Genomic DNA, 17,710 nt, shown 5'->3' on the forward strand with positions numbered 1-17,710 from the left:
TGTAACGCACCGTGAGAGGCGCGGGGCATCAGGAGGAAAATAAAACAATGAAGACCATCGCTAAACTGCTCTGCGGCGTCGCCCTTGCGGCCGCCGTCATCGCGCCGGCATCGGCAAAGGATCTGAACAAAGTCGGCATCTCGGTCGGACTGCTCGGCAACCCGTTCTTCGTCGCCACCATCAAGGGCATCGAGGACGCGGCCAAGAAGATCAACCCGAATGTGCAGGTGACCTCGGTATCGGCCGACTACGATCTCAACAAGCAGGTATCGCAGGTCGATTCCTTCATCGCTGCCGGTGTCGACGTCATCATGCTCAACGCAGTCGATGCCAAGGCGATCGCGCCGGCGGTGAAGAAGGCGCAGGCGGCCGGCATCGTCGTTGCCGCTTTCGACGTTTCGGCGCCGGGCGCCGACGTCACCGTGATGACCAACAACGTCAAGGCCGGCGAAGAGGCGTGCCAGTATCTGGTCGATAATACCGGCGGCAAGGGCGACTATGTCATCCTCAATGGCCCGGCCTCGTCGTCGATCCTGGAGCGGGTCAAGGGCTGCAAGGACGTGCTGGCAAAGCACCCCGACATCAAGATCCTTTCCGACGACCAGAACGCCGAAGGCTCGCGTGACGGCGGCCTGAAAGTGTTCCAGTCGCTGCTGACGCGTTTCGACAAGATCGACGCGGTCTTCGCCATCAACGATCCGACGGCGATCGGCGCCCAGCTTGCGGCCAAGCAGCTCAACCGCTCGGAGTTCATCTTCACCGCGGTCGACGGTGCACCCGATATCGAGAAGGAACTCGCCTCCGGCACGTCGATGATCAAGGCCTCGGCCTCGCAGGATCCCTATGTGATGGCCGGCCAGTCGCTGACGATGGCGGCTGACCTGCTTGCCGGCAAGAAGCCGGCCGAGCCGACTGTGCTGCTCGACCCGAAGCTGATCACGGCCGACAATTTGAAGGATTACAAGGGCTGGACCGCGGCTCGCTAAGCCTCCCAAGCCTGGTGCGGCCGGGATGACCAGCCGCACCTTTTTGTCCGAGCATCGGATTGCCAAAACCGCTTTGGACTTGGGTCAGCTGGAAATAACCGGAGACGATCATGTCGCGCATCGGAATCCACTCATTCGTCTGGTCGGCGAGCTCGGCGCAGGGCGACCTCGAGCGGACGCTGGCCAACACCAGGGAAGCCGGCTTCGACCTGATCGAATTCTCCTATCTCGACCCCGCCAATGTCGACATTGACGGCTTGGCCAAGCGGATCGCCGATCTCGGCCTCGGCGTTGCGATCAGCATTGGATTGCCGGCCGACGGCGATATTTCGAGCGCCGACAAAACGATTGCCGCGCACGGCGTCGAAATCCTGGAACGTACGATCGCGCTGACCCGCGATCTCGGCGGCCAGAAGGTTGCCGGCATCCTCAGCACCAGCCACGGCTTGCAGAGCGAGGCGCCGACGCGTGACCAGTGGAACCGCAGCGCCGGCACGCTGGCCGAGGTGGCGGACACGGCAAAATCAGCCGGCGTCACCCTCAACCTCGAAATCGTCAACCGCTTCGAAAGCAATCTGCTCAACACCGCCGCGCAAGGCATGGCCTTCATCGCGGACAGCGGCTCCGACAATATCTTCCTGCATCTCGACAGCTTCCACATGAACATCGAGGAGGCCGATGTCGGCTTGGCCATTCGCAATGCGGTCGGGAAGATCGGCTATGTGCATATCGGCGAGAGCCATCGCGGCTTCCTCGGCACCGGCAATATCGATTTTGCCGGGATATTCGATGCGCTGACCGCCATCGGCTACAGCGACGACCTCAGCTTCGAATCCTTCTCCTCGGAAATCGTCGACGAGAACCTGTCGCGGAAAACCGCGATCTGGCGCAATCTGTGGACCGACAATTTGGAGCTGGCCAAACATGCGCGCCGCTTCATTGCGCTGGGACTGGAGACGGCACGGCGCAAGGCCGAGCTTGTTTCCGCAACGCACCGGCCCTGAGCCCTCGCAGTTCCGAAGTCGATCTGGTTAGGCCAGAGGCGCTATATTAGCCGGCAAAACGCGGCCCAAGTTCCTCGATGCGGCGAATCATCGCCTGGAAATCCTCCAAAATGCGCTGGTGCAGGTGAACCGCCAGTTCCGGGTATTCCTCGAGGATGCGGCGGAACATCTTGCGGCTGAGCCGCAGCACTTCCGAATCGATTTCGGCGGAGGCGCTGGTCAGCCGGTTGGTGTCGGCGATCAGCGCCAGTTCGCTGAGCATGGTGCCGGGGCCGACGGTGCCGATCGGGATGCGCTCGCCGTCGTGCTCGCGGTAGAGGACGATGCGGCCGCTGACCACGATGTAGGCCGAATCAGCCTCGTCGTCCTCGCGGTAAAGCTTGTGGTCGGCTTTCAACATGGTGGTTTCGGCGCCGAAGGCGAGCAGACGCAGCTGTTCCTGCGTAAAGCCCTCGAAGAGCCTCACGGTGGACAGGATGCGGATGTCGTCATCCAGCGCCATCTAGCTATGTCCCCGAACCGTCAGTCCGACTCCTCCCCTACGAGGCCGATCCAAAACCACCTCCAGCCTCAGGACCGTACCCGAAAAGCGCCCCGCCCGGATCGCTTATTTGAATAATGAAATGTTTAAGGAACCAGCTTGTAGCCGCCGCTTTCTGTCACGAGAATTTCCGCGTTGGAAGGATCGCGCTCGATCTTCTGGCGCAGCCGGTAGACGTGAGTTTCGAGCGTATGCGTGGTGACGCCGGAATTGTAGCCCCAGACTTCCTCCAGCAGCACGTCGCGGGTCACCACCTTCTGGTCGGCACGGTATAGATATTTGATGATCGAGGCTTCCTTTTCGGTCAGCCGCACCTTGGCGCCGCGCGAGTCGATCAGAAGCTTCTGGCTAGGCTTGAACGTGTAGGGGCCGACCGAGAAAGTGGCGTCCTCGCTCTGTTCGTGCTGGCGCAACTGCGCGCGGATGCGGGCCAGCAGCACGGCAAAACGGAACGGCTTCGTCACATAGTCGTTGGCGCCGGCCTCGAGGCCAAGGATGGTGTCGGAATCGGTATCATGGCCGGTCAGCATGATGATCGGCGCCTTGTAGCCGCCCTTGCGCAATATCTTTACCGCCTCGCGGCCATCCATGTCGGGCAGGCCGACATCCATGATGAGCAGGTCGATGAGCCCGCCACGCGCCGTGGCGACGCCTTTGGCGGCGGTCGCTTCCTGCAGGACATCGAATTCCTCATAAAGCGACAATTGCTCGACAAGGGTGCCGCGCAGGTCGTCATCGTCGTCGACGATCAGAATGGTGCGTGAAGTCATGGATCAATCCGTTGTTTTGAAAAGAGATTTCAGTTGACCGCTGCCTGTTTATGCGGAAGCTGACCGGCACAACAGCCGTTCACAGTGATTTGTTCCGTGGCACGATCATACAAGAAAAAACACGATCGCAATGCAGTCGGCGCAATTTTGCCGAAAGGGCTCACCGTGCTCACCGTGCGCGCGCGCCCCGGCCAACCCAGCCAGGGCTTTCTGCAGGCCGGCAAACTGGTGTTTCCATGTGCGCTGGGGCATGGCGGCATCTCGGCCGGCAAGCGCGAGGGCGACGGCGCCACGCCGCTTGCCTCGATGCGGATATTGTCGGGATATTTTCGCGGCGACCGTTTTGCCGGCGGCCGCCGGACGCGGCTGGCGATGACGCCGATCGGCCGCGACCTCGGCTGGTGCGAAGTGCCTGGGGACCGCAACTACAACCGCCCGGTCAAAATCCCCTATGGCGCCAGCCATGAGCGGATGCTGCGCACCGACGATCTCTATGACGCCTGCCTGGTGCTGGACTGGAACATTGTGCCGCGCCGGCGCGGGCGCGGCAGCGCCATCTTCTTCCACCTGGCGCGCCCCGGCTTCACGCCGACGCAAGGCTGCGTCGCGGTAACGGCCCGCACCATGGCACGGCTGCTGCCGCTGCTGTCAGAGCGGACGGTGGTGAGGGTGGTAAGGTAAGGGAGTAGGGGAATAGGGCAGTAAGGGTAAGGCAGGCGCGGGCGCGCCGCTTAGCTTTCCTACTCCCCTACTCCCCTACTCCCCTACTCCCTTACTCCTTTGCCACCCGATGTCGAGAAGGCCGAGCCGGCCGCGTTCGCGGTCCATGGCGCGTGCGATGTCCTTGCGTTCGCCGCCGATGTCGCGAAGCTGGCGATCGGAGAGATCCTCGACATTTTCGTAGGGAAGACTGACCGCGATTTTTGCGTGCCGAAGCCAGTCAAGCACGGCGCGCAGCCAGGCCGGGCGGAGGGTTACCGAGCGCAAGGCGATGTCAGACATGGGGCAATCCGCTTCTCCGGACATCAAATCCGGTTTGATGCTTCTTCGATGCTCAGAGCATGGCGGATTGAAATTAAAACGGGAAACGAGTAGTTTTTTCTGCATCTTCAAGTTTTGTTTGAGGATTGGAATGCTCGATCGAACCCTCCTCGCCTGGCACTGATGGCGCGCCTGCTGCCTGGAACCCGTGCGCTGCGGACGCTGGAGGCAGCGGCCCGGCACCTCAATTTCACCCGCGCCGCCGACGAGCTCGGCCTGACGCCGGCAGCGGTCAGCCATCAGATCAAGGAAATCGAGGATCAGCTCGGCATCGTGCTGTTCACACGCACCAGCCGCACGATCCGGCTGACCGAGGCGGGCGCGGTGCTGTTCGAAGCTTCGACCGATGCGCTCGACCTGCTTGGCCGGGCCGTCTCACGGGCGCAGAAGACGGCGCGCGGATCGGCGCTGCTGAAGGTCACCCTCGATGCGCAATTCGCGACGAAGTGGCTGATGCGGCGCGTCGACGATTTTCGCAAGCAGCATCCGGCAATCGAGCTGCGTTTCGACATCAGTTACGAGGTGCGCGACTTCGAGCGCGACGACATCGATCTCGGCATCCGTTTCGGCACCGGCAAATATCCGGGGCTTCGCTCGCACCGGCTGTTCGAAAACGTCATCATCCCCGTCTGCAGCCCGGCCTTGCTGCGGTCAGGGCCGCCGCTCAAGGAGCCGCGCGACCTGTTCCACCATACGCTGGCCCATATCGAGTGGTCGCGCCAGGGCGTCACCTGGCCGAACTGGAGCATGTGGATGGCGGCGGCGGGCGTCGACGATTTCGACGACAGCCGGACCATCGTGTTCGGCAATTCGACCGATGCCGTCCAGGCCGCACTCGACGGCAACGCGGTCGCGCTCGCCGATTTCGCCATGGTGGCAAACGACCTTTCGGAAGGTAGGCTGATCCGGCCGTTCGAACTCGGCATCAAGGTCGCGCCCGAATTCGCCTATTTCCTGGTCTATCCGGAGACTGCGGCGAATGATGCGCGCATTGCCGCCTTTCGCGATTGGCTCCTTGACGAAATCGCCAGGACCCCGACCTGACGTTCAGCCCGCCGCCGCGCCGAACCAGCCGATCACCGCGCCGATGAGAAGCAGCACGCCGAGCCAGTGACCAACATCGATCAGCGTCAGATCCCAGCCGAAACCTTCGTAACGATGGTTGACCGAAAGCGTGGTGGCGACGAACCCCAGCCAGAGAACGAAGCCGAAGATCACCCCGGCAAGCAGGCTCGGTTCGCCGCCGGTTACGGCGCCGATGATCAGCGACATGACCAGCGCCATGACGAGCTCCGCGATGAAGGAGACGACGAAGGGTAGCATCGATCTGCTCATCGTCGCCGGATCAAGCTTGGCGGCCTTCAGCCACGGCTTGCTCAAGCCCATGTACCAGGCCGCGCCGAACAGCCACGCCACGACGGCAGCAACGATTACCGCCAGCCAATTGATTGCTGAAAAATCCATGGTTCCCTCCGGTCGATTGCGCGATGGAACGCCTGTTCGGCGATGCCGTCAAGCAAGGCGCCAGACGGTGGTGCGCTTGACCTCGGCGTCCTCCAGCGCCCGGGTCACCGCCACTTCATAGACGGCAAGCGGTTCCAGTCCCGCCCTCGGCAGATAGGAACGGCCGGGATCGCCGACGAGGATGTCGCCGCCGCGCGCCTTCAGCGCGACGAACCACGGCATCAGCCTGTCGGCGAAAGTTTTGTCGTAGAAGACGTCGCCGGCCAGCACCACGTCCCAGCCGGCATCGCTGCCGATGCAGTCACCGATGAGGAATTTTATCTCGGTCCCATTTGCCTCGGCATTGAGGCGGATCGCGGTCGCGCAGAATGGGTCGATATCGGCGGCGATCACCTCGGCAGCTCCGGCCTTCACCGCGGCAATGGCGACAAGGCCCGAGCCGGAGGCGAAGTCCAGCACGCGCTTGCCGCGCACCGCCGCCGGATTGTCGAGGATGTAGCGGGCAAGGCCTTGGCCGCCGGCCCAGGCGAAAGCCCAGAAGGGTGGCGGCAGGCCGATTTCGGTCAGCTCGTCCTCGGTCCGCTGCCACAGTTCGTGCGCCTCGTCGGCCAGGTGCAGGCGGATCTCCGGCACATGCGGCGGCGCCATCAGCGCCGTGTTGTCGAGGATGAATTTCCTGGCGCTGTCCGGCGTCAGCGCCGTCATGGCGCCGGCGTCAGGCCGCCCATGCGGCAAACCTCTTGCCATTCGGCCGGAGTCACCGGCTGCACAGACAGCCGCCCGAGCCGCACCAGCGCCATGTCGGCCAGCTTTGGATTGGCCTTGGCCTGCTCCAGCGTCACTGGCTTCGGCATGGCCTTGAAGGCGCGGATGTCGACGCACTCCCAGCGGGGATCGTCGGTGGTGCTGTCCTGATGGGCCAGAGCGCAGACTTCGGCGATGCCGACGATGTCCAGCCCGTCATTGGAATGGTAGAAGAAGCCGAGATCGCCGATCTGCATCGCCTTCATGTTGTTGCGCGCCGCATAATTGCGCACGCCGTCCCATTGCGTGCCGGCCTTGCCCTTGGCCTTGAGGTCCTCGAAGGAGAAGACCGAAGGTTCGGATTTGAACAGCCAGTGGTTCATCTCAGTTATCCCGTTGCCGTTGTCGGTTTGTCGCTATCCAGCGTTGGCGCTGCCCCTCACCCTTACCCGCTCCCCGTAAGGACGGGGAGAGGGGTCGCCAGCGCTGGAGCTTCTCCCTTCTCCCCGTTCTTCACGGGGAGAAGGTGCCGGCAGGCGGATGAGGGGCAGCGCGAACGAACGATCATTCACTCACAGGTTTGTTGAAGCTCCAGTTCCATTGCCGGATTTCGACGCTTTCGAACAGCCCTGCCTTGGTATAGGGATCGGCCGCCGACAGGGCTTTTGCCGCCGCCAGATCGGGCGCCTCGACAACGACAAGGCTGCCGTCCGGCTTGCCGTCGGCGTCGAGGAAAGGGCCGGCGAAACCCAGTTTCTTGTCGCCGTTCAGCCCTTCCAGAAAGGCAATGTGATCGGACCGCGTGTCGAGCCGCACCTGCAGGCTTCCTGGCTTGTCCTTGCAAATCAACGCAAACAGCATCTTTCCATCTCCGCAATCGTTCGCGATTACATGTCGGTTTCGGTCTTGAGTGGCCTTGTCATCAACGCCGACACAGCCTGGTCTATGGTTATGGTGGCGTCCAGTATGGCGGCGACGGCGGCGATGATCGGCGCGTCGATCCGGCGCTCGCCGGCGATGCGGGCGGCGATTGCCGCCGTCGGCACGCCTTCGGCCAAAGGCAGGCCGGCAAGCGGCTTGCCTTGCCCCAGCGCCAGCCCATAGGCGAAATTGCGCGACTGCGCGGACGAGCAGGTGAGCAGCAGGTCGCCGAGGCCGGAAAGCCCCATCAGCGTCTCCGGCCTGGCGCCAAAGGCGGCGCCGATGCGGCGCAATTCGACGAAGCCGCGCGTCACCATCGCCGCCTGGGCGCTGGCACCGAGCCCGGCGCCGGTGACGGCACCCGCGGCAATGGCAAAGACGTTCTTCAGCGCGCCGCCGATCTCGACGCCGATCAGGTCGTCGCTCGAATAACAGCGCAGATTTTCCGCCGAAAAGCGGGCGGCAAGGTCGGTGGCCAGAGCCTCGTCGCGGGCGGCGACCACGACGGCCGTCGGCAGGCCCCTGGCGACATCGGTGGCAAAGCTTGGGCCGGACAAAGCGGCGACCGGATTTGCCGGCAGTATTTCCTCGGTGATGGACGATAGCAGCGCGCCGGTGTCGCGCTCGATGCCCTTGGCGCAGAGGACCAGCGGGACGCCTTCCGGCATATGGCTGGACGCGGCCGTCAGCATAATCCGCAACGATTGCGCCGGCGCTACCGCCAGAACGCAGTCTGCACCGTCTAGCGCCGCCTCGATGTCGCTCGTCGCCACGATGCCGGGATCGAGCGCGATGCCCGGCAGATAGCGCGGATTTTCGCCACGGTCGATCGCCGCGACGGTCTCCGGGTCGCGCGCATAGAGGCGGACGAAATGACCGGCGCGCAGCGTGGCCAGCGCCAGCGCCGTGCCCCAGGCGCCGCCGCCGAGCACGGCGACGCGCCAGCCGCTTGGCGCCTTGTGCTCGCTGCCGGTCATGCCTTGGCCCCACGCCGGCCCGAGCCGACCATCGGGGCCGAGACGCTGTCCAGCGGCCAGCGCGAGCGCGGCACGAAATCGGCGGCGTTTTCACCTGATATGCCGGCGCGCAAGCGCTCGATGCCGGCCCAGGCGATCATCGCCGCATTGTCGGTGCAGAGGTTAAGCGGCGGCGCGACGAAGCTGAACCCGGCCTGCTCGCACAGGCCCTGCAATGTCGCCTTGATGGTCCGATTGGCGGCGACGCCGCCGGCGACAACCAATGCAGGCGCGGCCTTGCCCGGGAATTGCTGACGGAACCGGGTCAGCGCCCGCGCAACACGGTCGCCCAGCGCATCCGCGACCGCCGCCTGGAACGAGGCGCAGATATCGGCGACATCCTGGTCGCTCAGCGGGGCAATCGCGGTTGCCGCCTGGCGCACCGCGGTCTTGAGGCCGGAGAAGGAAAAATCGGGCTGCACGGAGCCCTTCATCGGGCGCGGAAAGGCGAAACGCGTCGCGTCACCGGTTGCCGCCGCCTTCTCGACATTCGGTCCGCCCGGATAGGGCAGGCCGAGCATCTTGGCCGTCTTGTCGAAGGCCTCGCCAAGCGCGTCGTCGATCGTCGTCGCCCAGCGCTGGTAGTCGCCGACGCCGCGCACGGCGACGATCTGGGTATGGCCGCCGGAGACCAGCAGCAAGAGGTAGGGAAAGTCGAGCCCGTCAGTCAGCCTGGCCGTCAGCGCGTGGCCTTCGAGATGGTTGATGGCGATCAGCGGTTTTTTTGCTGCCGCGGCGATTGCTTTGGCCGTCATCAGGCCGACGATCAGCCCGCCGACAAGACCGGGGCCGGCGGTGGCGGCAATCGCATCGATGTCGGCGAGCTCGACGCCGGAATCGGCCAGCGCTGCCTCGATGATGCCGTCGAGCGCCTCGACATGGGCGCGCGCGGCGATCTCCGGCACGACGCCGCCGAAAGCAGCATGCTCCTCGATCTGGCTGAGCACGATGTTCGACAGGATTTGCGGCGTGCTGCGACCGTCCAGCGCCACCACGCTGGCGGCGGTCTCGTCGCAACTCGTCTCGATGCCCAGAACGCGGATCAATTCGTCGCTGTCCTCGATGATTGTGCAACCGGCCTTTCCCCGATAGGAGAAAGCCCGAAAACCTGCCGGGGGTTATCACGGACGACGCGTCATGCAAACAACCTTGAGAATCGGAACACGCGGCAGCCCGCTGGCGCTGGCGCAGGCGCATGAAACGCAGGCGCGGCTGATGGCGGCGCACGGCATGCCGGCGGAAGCTTTCGAGGTGGTTGTCATCTCGACCACCGGCGACCGCATCCAGGACCGGCCGCTGTCGGAAGCCGGCGGCAAGGGCCTGTTCACCAAGGAGATCGAGGAGGCGCTGCTGGCGCGCCGCATCGACATCGCCGTGCATTCGTCGAAGGACATGCCGACGCTGTTGCCCGAGGGGCTCGAACTGTCCGCGTTCCTGCCGCGCGAGGACGCGCGCGATGCCTTCATCGGCAAGGCGGCGCGAACGATTGCCGGCCTGCCGCAAGGCGCCAGGGTCGGTTCGTCGTCGCTCAGGCGCCAGGCGCTGATCCGGCGGATGCGGCCGGACATCGAGGTGGTGATGTTTCGCGGCAATGTGCAGACGCGGCTGCGCAAGCTCGACGACGGCATCGCCGACGGCACAATCCTCGCCTATGCCGGGCTGAAGCGGCTCGGGCTCGAAGACGTCGTCACCGACCTGATGCCGCTCGAGGTCTTTCCGCCGGCGCCGGGGCAAGGCGCGATCTGCATCGAAAGCCGCATCGGAGACCGCGACGTGGAACAGATGCTGGCAGCGATCCACGACGGGCCGACCGGCGAGGCGCTGGCCTGCGAGCGCGCCTTCCTGGCGGCGCTCGACGGGTCCTGCCGCACGCCGATCGCCGGACATGCGACGATATCGGGCGGAACGGTTTCCTTTGCCGGGCTGATCATCTCGCCCGATGGCACGCAGTCGCATGAAGTCAGGCTGCAAGGGCCGGCGCAGGAGGCGGCGCGCATTGGCGCGGACGCCGCGGCGACCGTTCGGGCCAAGGCCGGCGAAACATTCTTCGATGGCTGGACCTGACATGCTCCGCGTCCTGGTGACGAGGCCCGAACCGGGCGCGTCGCGCACGGGGCGCCGGCTTGCGGATGCCGGCTTTCAGCCGATCCTGCTGCCATTGACCGGAACCGTGGCGCTGCCGGTCGATGCCGGCGCGCTCGCTGACGCCGCAGCGGTCGCGGTCACCAGCGCCAATGCCGTTCGCCATGCGCCGAAAGAGGTCATCGCGGCGCTCGCCGGCTTGCCGTGCCACGCCGTCGGCAGGAAGACGGCGGAAGCCGCCCGCGCTGCCGCGTTTCTGTCGGTCAGCGAAGGCGCGGGCAATGCCGAGGCGCTGGCCGATGCGCTTGCTGGCGGTTACGCGGGGAAGACGATCGTCTATCTCTGCGGGCGGGTGCGATTTCCCGGCTTCGAGGAAGGGCTGTTGGCGTCGGGCGTTCAGGTCCGCGCCGTCGAGACCTACGACACCGTTGTCCTGGACTACTCCGACGAGGCCGTTCTTGCGCGCCTGTCCGCCCGGCCGGTCGAGGCGGTGCTGCTCTATTCGACCAAGGCGGCAAAAGCGATGCAGGCCCTGGCTAGCCGGCCGGCGCTGCGTAGCCTTTTCCAGGAAACGCGCTTTTTTGCCTTGTCGGGACGTATTGCCGCCGCCATCGGCGATGTCGCCGGCGAAAGGATCCGGATTGCGCCTGAGCCCTACGAAGATGCCTTGCTAGGACTTTTGCAGGCGCCGCGCTGATGGCATTCGCTGCGGCTCTGTGCCGTCCTTGAGGGGCGGCGCCAAACTCAGGTGATTGCTCTCGGGCACATTTTGTTCTTGCTTTGTGCCGGCAGCTATGCTACTAATTTGGTTACGGTGCCAATTGGCTCCAACGACCCGCCCGCCGAGGCGGGTTTTTTGTGTGCCGAGCATGGGCCTTGGCTTGAAACGCGGATTCGGCCCTGCGGCGTTTTGCCAAAACTGAATTCCAAGCCGTGGCGTCATCACGCCGCCCCTTTTCACCGCTTGGTGATGTGCTAGACCCTTCAAACCATCCCGAAGCGAATTTTGCGGAGCCCGAGCATGGTCAAGACGCCGAAGATGCGGCATTCCAAGAGCCGCCGTGAGCCGGTGACCATCGAGCTCGAACCTGGCGCCGTCTCGCGAGTCGCCGACGAACAGGATGCCGTGACCTCGCAGACCGACGAGGCGCGGGCCGAGGAAGCGGCGAACGCCTCGCAGCCGGAGCCACCTGAAGAGCCGGTGCATGCGGACCAGACCGATCTCGAGCCATGGGAACATGCCGACGCAGCCGCGCCGGCCGGCACGCAAGAGCCGGCGGACGCCGGCGCCGATTCTGCCAGGGAAGCGGAAACCCCTTATCCCGCCGGTTCGGATGCGCCGGCCGGGCGCTCCACGGTTTCCGACTACAGTTTCGAAGATGCATCCAGCGGAACCGGGGCCAACGAACCGGGGATCCCAGGTTCCGGCGAGAAGACAGCTGAGACGAGGGACGATCATATGGCAGCGCAGCCGAAGCGAAGCGGCATCAACGGCATCGCCGCCGGTATTGTCGGCGGCGTCATCGCCCTCGCCGCGGCCGGCGGGCTGCAATTTGCCGGCCTGCTCGGTGCGCCGGGGTCGGGCGGCGTGTCGCTCGACGCAGTCAATGGTGAGATCGTTTCGCTGAAACGCGAGGTCGCGGACCTCAGACAGGCCGGCGCCAACAATGACGCATCGGCCAAGGTGGACGGGCTGTCGTCGGCGCTGGATCAGGTCAGGGCGGACGTTGCGACGTTGAAGTCGGCGGTCGAGCAAGGCGGTGCCGGCGACAATGCCGGCCTGGCGGCACTTGGCGACAAGGTAAGGCAGATCGAGACGGCGGTTGCGGCCCTCGGCAAGGCCGGCGGTACGGCGCCGGTCGATCTCGGCCCGCTCAACGAAAGGCTGGCCGCGCTCGATGCGCTGGTGAAATCGGCCGGCGAGACGACAAAGGCGCAGGACAGCCGGCTTGCGGCCCTGGAACGGTCGGTTTCACAGATCTCGGGCAAGGTCGATGCACAGGCTTCGCAGCCGAAGATCGCACTGGCCATTGCCGCTTCGGCGCTCAAGGCAGCGCTCGACCGTGGTGCACCGTTCGCCGCCGAGCTCGAAACCTTTGCCGCGATCTCACCCGATGCACCCGAGATCGCGACGTTGCGCACCTATGCCGAAAAGGGCGTCCCGATGCGCTCCGAGATCGCCGCCGAAGCGGACGGCGCCGCCAACGCGATGGTCGCTGCCGCGACTCCCATCGACCAGAATGCCGGCATCCTGCAGAAGCTGCTGTCCAGCGCCGAATCGCTGGTCAAGGTCAGGCCGATCGGCGCCGTCGAAGGCACCGGCGTCCCGGAAACCGTCGCGCGCATGGAGGTCGCGGTCAACCAGGGCGACTACGCCAAGGCGCTCAGCGAATACGAAACCCTGCCTGAGGCGGCCAAGGCCGCCGGCGCCGACTTTGCCGGCAAGCTGAAAGCGCGGATGGAGGTCGAGACGCTGATCGATTCGCTCATCGCCGGCGCGATGAAGGCGTGAGGAACCCGATGATCCGCATCCTCGCCTTCCTTGCCGTCGTCTTTGCGCTCGGGCTCGGCTTCGCCTGGCTGGCCGACCGGCCGGGCGAAATGCTCGTCACCTTCAATGGCTATCAATACCAGGTCAGCCTGATGGTCGCGGCGGTGGCGGTCGTTGCCGTGGTTGCCGCGGTGATGATCGTCTGGTGGCTGATCAAGGCGCTGTGGAACAGCCCCTATACGATCTCGCGCTATTTCCGCGTGCGTCGCCGCGACCGCGGCTACCAGGCGCTGTCGACCGGGATGATCGCCGCCGGGGCCGGTGACGGCGCGCTCGCCCGCAAGAAGACCAAGGAAGCGGCAAAGCTGATCCGCTCCGATCAGGAGCCACTGATCCAGCTGCTCGACGCGCAGGCCTCACTGCTCGAAGGCGACCATGAAGGCGCCCGCGAAAAGTTCGAGACCATGCTCGATGATCCCGAAATGCGGCTGCTCGGCCTGCGCGGGCTTTATCTCGAGGCCGAGCGGCTCGGCGACCGCAACGCAGCCCGCCACTATGCCGGCCGTGCCGCGGCGGTAGCGCCGCAACTGGCCTGGGCGGCCGAATCGACGCTGGAAGACCTGACCGAACGCGGCGACTGGGATGGCGCGCTGAAACTGGTCGACGCCCAGAAGTCGACCCGGCAGATCGAGCGTGACGCCGCCAACCGGCGCCGCGCCGTGCTGCTGACCGCCAAGGCGCAGGCGCTGATCGACAGCGATGCCAATGCCGCAAGGGCGGCGGCGCTCGAAGCCAACCGGCTGCGGCCGGATTTTGCACCGGCGGCGGTCGTCGCGGCGAAATTGCTGTTTAGGCAGAACGACGTGCGCAAAGGCTCGAAAATCCTCGAGGCGGCGTGGAAGGCCGAGCCCCATCCGGAGATCGCCGAGCTCTACACCCATGCCAGGCCGGGCGACGCCGTGCTCGACCGGCTGAACCGGGCAAAGAAGCTGCAGGAGCTGAAGAAGAACCATGCCGAGTCCTCGCTTGCCGTGGCGCGCGCCGCGCTGGATGCGCAGGATTTTTCAACCGCCCGCCGCGAGGCTGAAGCCGCCATCCGCATCGATCGCCGCGAAGGCGCCTATCTGCTGCTGGCCGATATCGAGGAGGCCGAGACCGCCGACCAGGGCAAGGTGCGGCAGTTGCTGTCGAAGGCGGTGAGAGCGCCGCGCGACCCGGCCTGGGTTGCCGATGGTGTCGTCTCCGACCGCTGGGCTCCGGTATCGCCGATCACCGGCAGGCTCGATGCATTCGAATGGCGGGCGCCGATGGAGCGGCTCGGGCAGTTGATCGACGGTCATGAGGATACGCCGGAGGTGCAGGTGCCGGCCATCGCGGCTCCAGCCAGGCCGGTACAGGAAAGAGCCGGGACGATCGAGCACACGGCGGAGACACCGGGCACAGCGACCGAGGAGAAGATGGACGACCGTGCCGGCGAGGATCATGTGACACCAATCACCGCGGCGGCGTTTGCCCAAGTGCCGGAAGATGCCGAGGCCGTCGAGCCGGCGCAGGAGCTGACGCGGCTGCCCGACGACCCCGGCGTCGATCCAGACGACGCGGCGGATAAATCGACGCGCCGGTTTCGTTTGTTCTGATCAGGGTCGAGTGGACCCGGGCTTATTGGGAATGATTTGATGTTCGAACGCGTTTTGTCGTTTCTAAGGGATCTGCCGTCCGGTGGTGGCGCCAGCCCCAGCGCCGACGATCCGCGCATTGCCGCGTCCGCCCTGCTTTTCCACGTGATGAACGCCGACGGGGTGCGCCAGGATAGCGAATGGGAACGGTTCAAGAAGGTGCTGGCGGAAAGCTACTCGATCAGCGGTGACGAACTCGACGCGTTGGCGGCTGCCGGCGAGCGGGCCGACAATGAGGCGATCGACCTCTACGCCTTCACCAGCGCGCTCAAGCGCCATCTCGACGCCGAGGCGCGAAAGGCCTTCATCGGCCTGATGTGGGAGATCGTCTATGCCGATGGCGAGCTGCACGAGCTCGAGGACAATACCGTGTGGCGGGTCGCCGAGCTGATCGGCGTCGAACGTCGCGACCGTGTCGAGGCGCGCCTCAAGGCGGCCGCCGCGGCTCCTGGTGCTGCCGGAACCTCAAGCGACGAATAGACAGGATCCCGCCTTCCAATGCCGCCCAAGCCAAGTCCGAGACCAAAGATCCTGATCGTGCTGCATCAGGAGCATTCGAGCCCCGGACGGGTCGGCCATATGCTTATCGAGGAAGGCTTCGACCTCGACATCCGCCGACCGCCGCTCGGCGAGGCCTTGCCGCAGACGCTGGATGGCCATGCCGGCGCCGTGGTGTTCGGCGGGCCGATGAGCGCCAATGACGGCGACGAGTTCGTCCGCCGCGAGACCGACTGGCTCAAAATTCCGCTCAACGAGAACCGGCCGCTGCTTGGCATCTGCCTCGGCGCGCAAATGCTGGTCAAGCATCTTGGCGGCAGAGTCGAGGGCCACGGCGAGGGCCTCGTCGAAATCGGCTGGTATCCGCTGAAGGCGACCGAAGCGGGCAGCAGGCTGATGCATTGGCCGGAGATGGTCTATCAATTCCATCGCGAGGGCTTTTCGCTGCCGAAGGACGCGACGCTTTTGGCGACGGCCGAAACCTATCCCAACCAGGCCTTCCGCTACGGCGACAATGCCTGGGGCATCCAGTTCCATGGCGAATTGACCCGGGCGATGATGCAGCGCTGGGTGGTGCGCGGCGCGCACCGCTTCGAACTGCCCGGCGCGCAGCCCGGCCGCGACCATCTCGGCGGCCGGCTGATCTGGGACATGCACCTCAAGCGCTGGCTCGGCGAGTTCCTGCCGATGATTTTCGGCAAGCCGGCGCTGCGGTAATCAGTTTCGCCCCCTGAGATGACGCACCTTGCGCAGCTGCGGGAACAGCACCGCCCATAGGCCGGCAACGGCGATCGCCCCGACACCCCCGACCACCACGGCCGGAACCGTGCCGATCAACGCCGCCATGGTACCGGCGCGGAATTCGCCGAGCTCATTGGAAGCGCCGACAAACACCTGGTTGACAGCGTTGACGCGGCCGCGAACGTCGTCCGGCGTCCACAGCTGGATCAGCGTCTCGCGGATATAGACGCTGAACATGTCGGTGGCGCCGAGCAGCGCAAGGGCCGCAATCGACAGCCAGGTGATGGTCGAGAGGCCGAACAGAACCGTGAACGCGCCGAACAGCGCGACGAAGCCGAGCATGACAAGGCCGGCATGGTTGCGGATCGGGTGTCCGGCCAGCCAGATGGCGACGCAGATGGCGCCGACGCCGGGCGCCGAGCGCAACAGGCCGAGCCCCCATGGGCCGAGTTCGAGGATATCGCGCGCGTAGACCGGCAGCAGCGCCGAGGCGCCGGACAGGAGCACCGCAAACAGATCGAGCGAAATCGCACCGAGCACGATCTTTTCGCTCCAGATATAGCCGAAGCCGGCGAACAGGGTCTGTACCGTCGGCCTGTCGGTCCGGCTGCGCTGGGCAGGCTTCGGGATGGTGAAGATCAGCACGGCGGCAACCAGCATCAGCACGGCGGCGGTGGTGTAGGCGGCTTCGGCGGAAAGCCCGTAGAGCAGGCCGCCGGCGACCGGCCCGACGATGGTTGCCGTCTGCCAGGCGGACGAGTTCCAGGCGATGGCGTTGGCGAAATCCTCGGGCGGCACCAGATTGGCGAACAGCGATGAGGAGGCCGGCCCGAAGAAGGCGCGCGCGATGCCGAACATGGCGAGCACGATGAAGACCGGCATCGGCCCGGAGAGGCCGCGTAGCGTCAGCAGCAGCAGGGCCAAGGCGCAGCCCGCCTCGACCAGCACCGCCAGCGCCATGATCAGACGGCGCCCGAAACGATCGGCAACGTCGCCGGTGACCAGCACCAGCAGCAGCGAAGGCAGGAACTGGACGATGCCGACAAGGCCGAGGTCGAACGGGTCGCGGGTCAGATCGTAGATCTGCCAGCCGACGGCGACCGACACGATCTGGGTGGAGAATGTCGAAAGGAAGCGCGCCGCCCAGTAGCTCAGGAACGGCCGATGGCGAAAGGCGGCATAGCGCTGGTCGGATGGTACTTGGGATTCTGTGGTCATGGAATAAGGCCCCGTGGCGGCTATGTCGGCCGGCGGGGCACTTCCACGATGGGCGCTGGTCCGGCCAACAAAGCCTTTAGCGCAGTTCGGCGCAGGGCGCGCGCAAAAATCCGGCGTGGCTCCAGCTTTTTTCAGGCTGCCATACCAATTGCAGGCGGCAACCACGCTCGGCGGAGATGGAGAGGGTTATTTGGCGCGCAGGTCGAGTTCCTTCGCGCCCCCCTCTGTCCTGCCGGACATCTCCCCCTCAAGGGGGGAGATTGGACGTCGCGACGTCCTTCGCCAGTCTCCGGCTTCGAAGGCAATTTGTACGTTCAAAGATTTGTACGTTTAAAGCGTAGCGCCATCGGCGAGGCAGCTGATCTCCCCCCTTGAGGGGGAGATGTCCGGCAGGACAGAGGGGGGCGCTGTCCCGCCAATCTTCGAGGCTTGCGTTTGCAGGGCTTCGAACGATGCTTTAGGCCGTCGCCTTGGCCTTCCTGCCCCTACCCTTGACGGGCGTGGGCGCGGGCGGGGC

General features: G+C 65.2%; 20 protein-coding genes. 10 read left to right on the forward strand and 10 right to left on the reverse strand.

Going from position 1 to position 17,710, the window contains the following annotated elements; all coding sequences use genetic code 11:
• Window positions 1-47: 47 nt before the first annotated feature.
• On the forward strand, window positions 48-986 hold the full coding sequence (locus tag NKH30_RS25265) for an ABC transporter substrate-binding protein (protein ID WP_352470775.1): 939 nt from the start codon (window positions 48-50) through the stop codon (window positions 984-986).
• A 110-nt stretch (window positions 987-1,096) separates the two neighbouring features.
• Window positions 1,097-1,990 (forward strand): sugar phosphate isomerase/epimerase family protein, encoded by an 894-nt coding sequence (locus NKH30_RS25270; RefSeq protein WP_352770204.1) that lies wholly within the window; start codon window positions 1,097-1,099, stop codon window positions 1,988-1,990.
• A 46-nt stretch (window positions 1,991-2,036) separates the two neighbouring features.
• Here NKH30_RS25270 and NKH30_RS25275 read toward each other — a convergent pair whose 3' ends face one another.
• The gene (locus NKH30_RS25275; protein ID WP_352470773.1) at window positions 2,037-2,492 is read right to left on the reverse strand and encodes a Crp/Fnr family transcriptional regulator; all 456 of its coding nucleotides are present in this window, start codon (window positions 2,490-2,492) and stop codon (window positions 2,037-2,039) included.
• A gap of 125 nt (window positions 2,493-2,617) precedes the next feature.
• On the reverse strand, window positions 2,618-3,301 hold the full coding sequence (locus NKH30_RS25280) for a response regulator transcription factor (protein WP_352997426.1): 684 nt from the start codon (window positions 3,299-3,301) through the stop codon (window positions 2,618-2,620).
• A 144-nt stretch (window positions 3,302-3,445) separates the two neighbouring features.
• Between NKH30_RS25280 and NKH30_RS25285 the strand changes: the two genes are divergently transcribed.
• The gene (locus NKH30_RS25285) at window positions 3,446-3,982 is read left to right on the forward strand and encodes a L,D-transpeptidase family protein (RefSeq protein ID WP_245274862.1); all 537 of its coding nucleotides are present in this window, start codon (window positions 3,446-3,448) and stop codon (window positions 3,980-3,982) included.
• 75 nt (window positions 3,983-4,057) lie between these two features.
• Here NKH30_RS25285 and NKH30_RS25290 read toward each other — a convergent pair whose 3' ends face one another.
• The gene (locus NKH30_RS25290; RefSeq protein ID WP_352997427.1) at window positions 4,058-4,303 is read right to left on the reverse strand and encodes a hypothetical protein; all 246 of its coding nucleotides are present in this window, start codon (window positions 4,301-4,303) and stop codon (window positions 4,058-4,060) included.
• A gap of 162 nt (window positions 4,304-4,465) precedes the next feature.
• Here NKH30_RS25290 and gcvA point away from each other — a divergent pair, with 162 nt between their 5' ends.
• Window positions 4,466-5,386 (forward strand): transcriptional regulator GcvA, encoded by a 921-nt coding sequence (gcvA, locus tag NKH30_RS25295; RefSeq protein ID WP_352997428.1) that lies wholly within the window; start codon window positions 4,466-4,468, stop codon window positions 5,384-5,386.
• 3 nt (window positions 5,387-5,389) lie between these two features.
• Here gcvA and NKH30_RS25300 read toward each other — a convergent pair whose 3' ends face one another.
• The 6 genes from NKH30_RS25300 to tsaD form a co-directional block, all read right to left on the reverse strand.
• Window positions 5,390-5,806 carry a DUF1761 domain-containing protein gene (locus NKH30_RS25300; RefSeq protein ID WP_352997429.1) on the reverse strand — a complete coding sequence of 139 codons (417 nt, stop codon included), beginning with the start codon at window positions 5,804-5,806 and terminating at the stop codon, window positions 5,390-5,392.
• A gap of 48 nt (window positions 5,807-5,854) precedes the next feature.
• Complete coding sequence (locus tag NKH30_RS25305; RefSeq protein WP_502896515.1) at window positions 5,855-6,553, reverse strand: class I SAM-dependent methyltransferase; 699 nt, start codon at window positions 6,551-6,553, stop codon at window positions 5,855-5,857.
• A complete protein-coding gene (locus tag NKH30_RS25310) occupies window positions 6,508-6,933 on the reverse strand; it encodes an EVE domain-containing protein (RefSeq protein ID WP_352997430.1) in 426 nt (141 codons plus the stop codon). Before NKH30_RS25310 ends, NKH30_RS25305 begins: the two co-directional genes overlap by 46 nt.
• A gap of 181 nt (window positions 6,934-7,114) precedes the next feature.
• Window positions 7,115-7,411: a YciI-like protein gene (locus NKH30_RS25315; protein ID WP_352613159.1), complete on the reverse strand. Its 297-nt coding sequence runs from the start codon at window positions 7,409-7,411 to the stop codon at window positions 7,115-7,117.
• A 26-nt stretch (window positions 7,412-7,437) separates the two neighbouring features.
• Window positions 7,438-8,448, reverse strand: a complete 1,011-nt coding sequence (locus NKH30_RS25320; RefSeq protein WP_352997431.1) for an NAD(P)H-dependent glycerol-3-phosphate dehydrogenase — start codon at window positions 8,446-8,448, stop codon at window positions 7,438-7,440.
• On the reverse strand, window positions 8,445-9,530 hold the full coding sequence (gene tsaD / locus NKH30_RS25325) for a tRNA (adenosine(37)-N6)-threonylcarbamoyltransferase complex transferase subunit TsaD (protein WP_352997435.1): 1,086 nt from the start codon (window positions 9,528-9,530) through the stop codon (window positions 8,445-8,447). Before tsaD ends, NKH30_RS25320 begins: the two co-directional genes overlap by 4 nt.
• 94 nt (window positions 9,531-9,624) lie before the next feature.
• Between tsaD and hemC the strand changes: the two genes are divergently transcribed.
• From hemC to NKH30_RS25355, 6 genes are all read left to right on the forward strand, one after another.
• The gene (hemC, locus tag NKH30_RS25330; protein WP_352540855.1) at window positions 9,625-10,551 is read left to right on the forward strand and encodes a hydroxymethylbilane synthase; all 927 of its coding nucleotides are present in this window, start codon (window positions 9,625-9,627) and stop codon (window positions 10,549-10,551) included.
• A gap of 1 nt (window position 10,552) precedes the next feature.
• Complete coding sequence (locus tag NKH30_RS25335; protein WP_352683753.1) at window positions 10,553-11,266, forward strand: uroporphyrinogen-III synthase; 714 nt, start codon at window positions 10,553-10,555, stop codon at window positions 11,264-11,266.
• A gap of 324 nt (window positions 11,267-11,590) precedes the next feature.
• Window positions 11,591-13,081 carry a COG4223 family protein gene (locus tag NKH30_RS25340; RefSeq protein ID WP_352997432.1) on the forward strand — a complete coding sequence of 497 codons (1,491 nt, stop codon included), beginning with the start codon at window positions 11,591-11,593 and terminating at the stop codon, window positions 13,079-13,081.
• An 8-nt stretch (window positions 13,082-13,089) separates the two neighbouring features.
• Window positions 13,090-14,697, forward strand: coding sequence for a heme biosynthesis protein HemY (locus tag NKH30_RS25345; RefSeq protein WP_352997433.1), 1,608 nt, complete (start codon window positions 13,090-13,092; stop codon window positions 14,695-14,697).
• A gap of 39 nt (window positions 14,698-14,736) precedes the next feature.
• Complete coding sequence (locus NKH30_RS25350; RefSeq protein ID WP_352997434.1) at window positions 14,737-15,216, forward strand: tellurite resistance TerB family protein; 480 nt, start codon at window positions 14,737-14,739, stop codon at window positions 15,214-15,216.
• Window positions 15,217-15,234: 18 nt separating this feature from the next.
• Window positions 15,235-15,951: a glutamine amidotransferase gene (locus NKH30_RS25355; RefSeq protein ID WP_292657163.1), complete on the forward strand. Its 717-nt coding sequence runs from the start codon at window positions 15,235-15,237 to the stop codon at window positions 15,949-15,951.
• On the opposite strand, the gene NKH30_RS25360 is transcribed toward NKH30_RS25355, so the two are convergent.
• Entirely contained in the window at window positions 15,952-17,193 is a 1,242-nt protein-coding gene (locus NKH30_RS25360) for an MFS transporter (RefSeq protein ID WP_023678198.1), read from the reverse strand. It abuts the gene before it with no gap.
• Between the last annotated feature and the right edge of the window lie 517 nt (window positions 17,194-17,710).

This window comes from Mesorhizobium sp. M1273 (assembly GCF_040318195.1).
Lineage (GTDB): Bacteria > Pseudomonadota > Alphaproteobacteria > Rhizobiales > Rhizobiaceae > Mesorhizobium.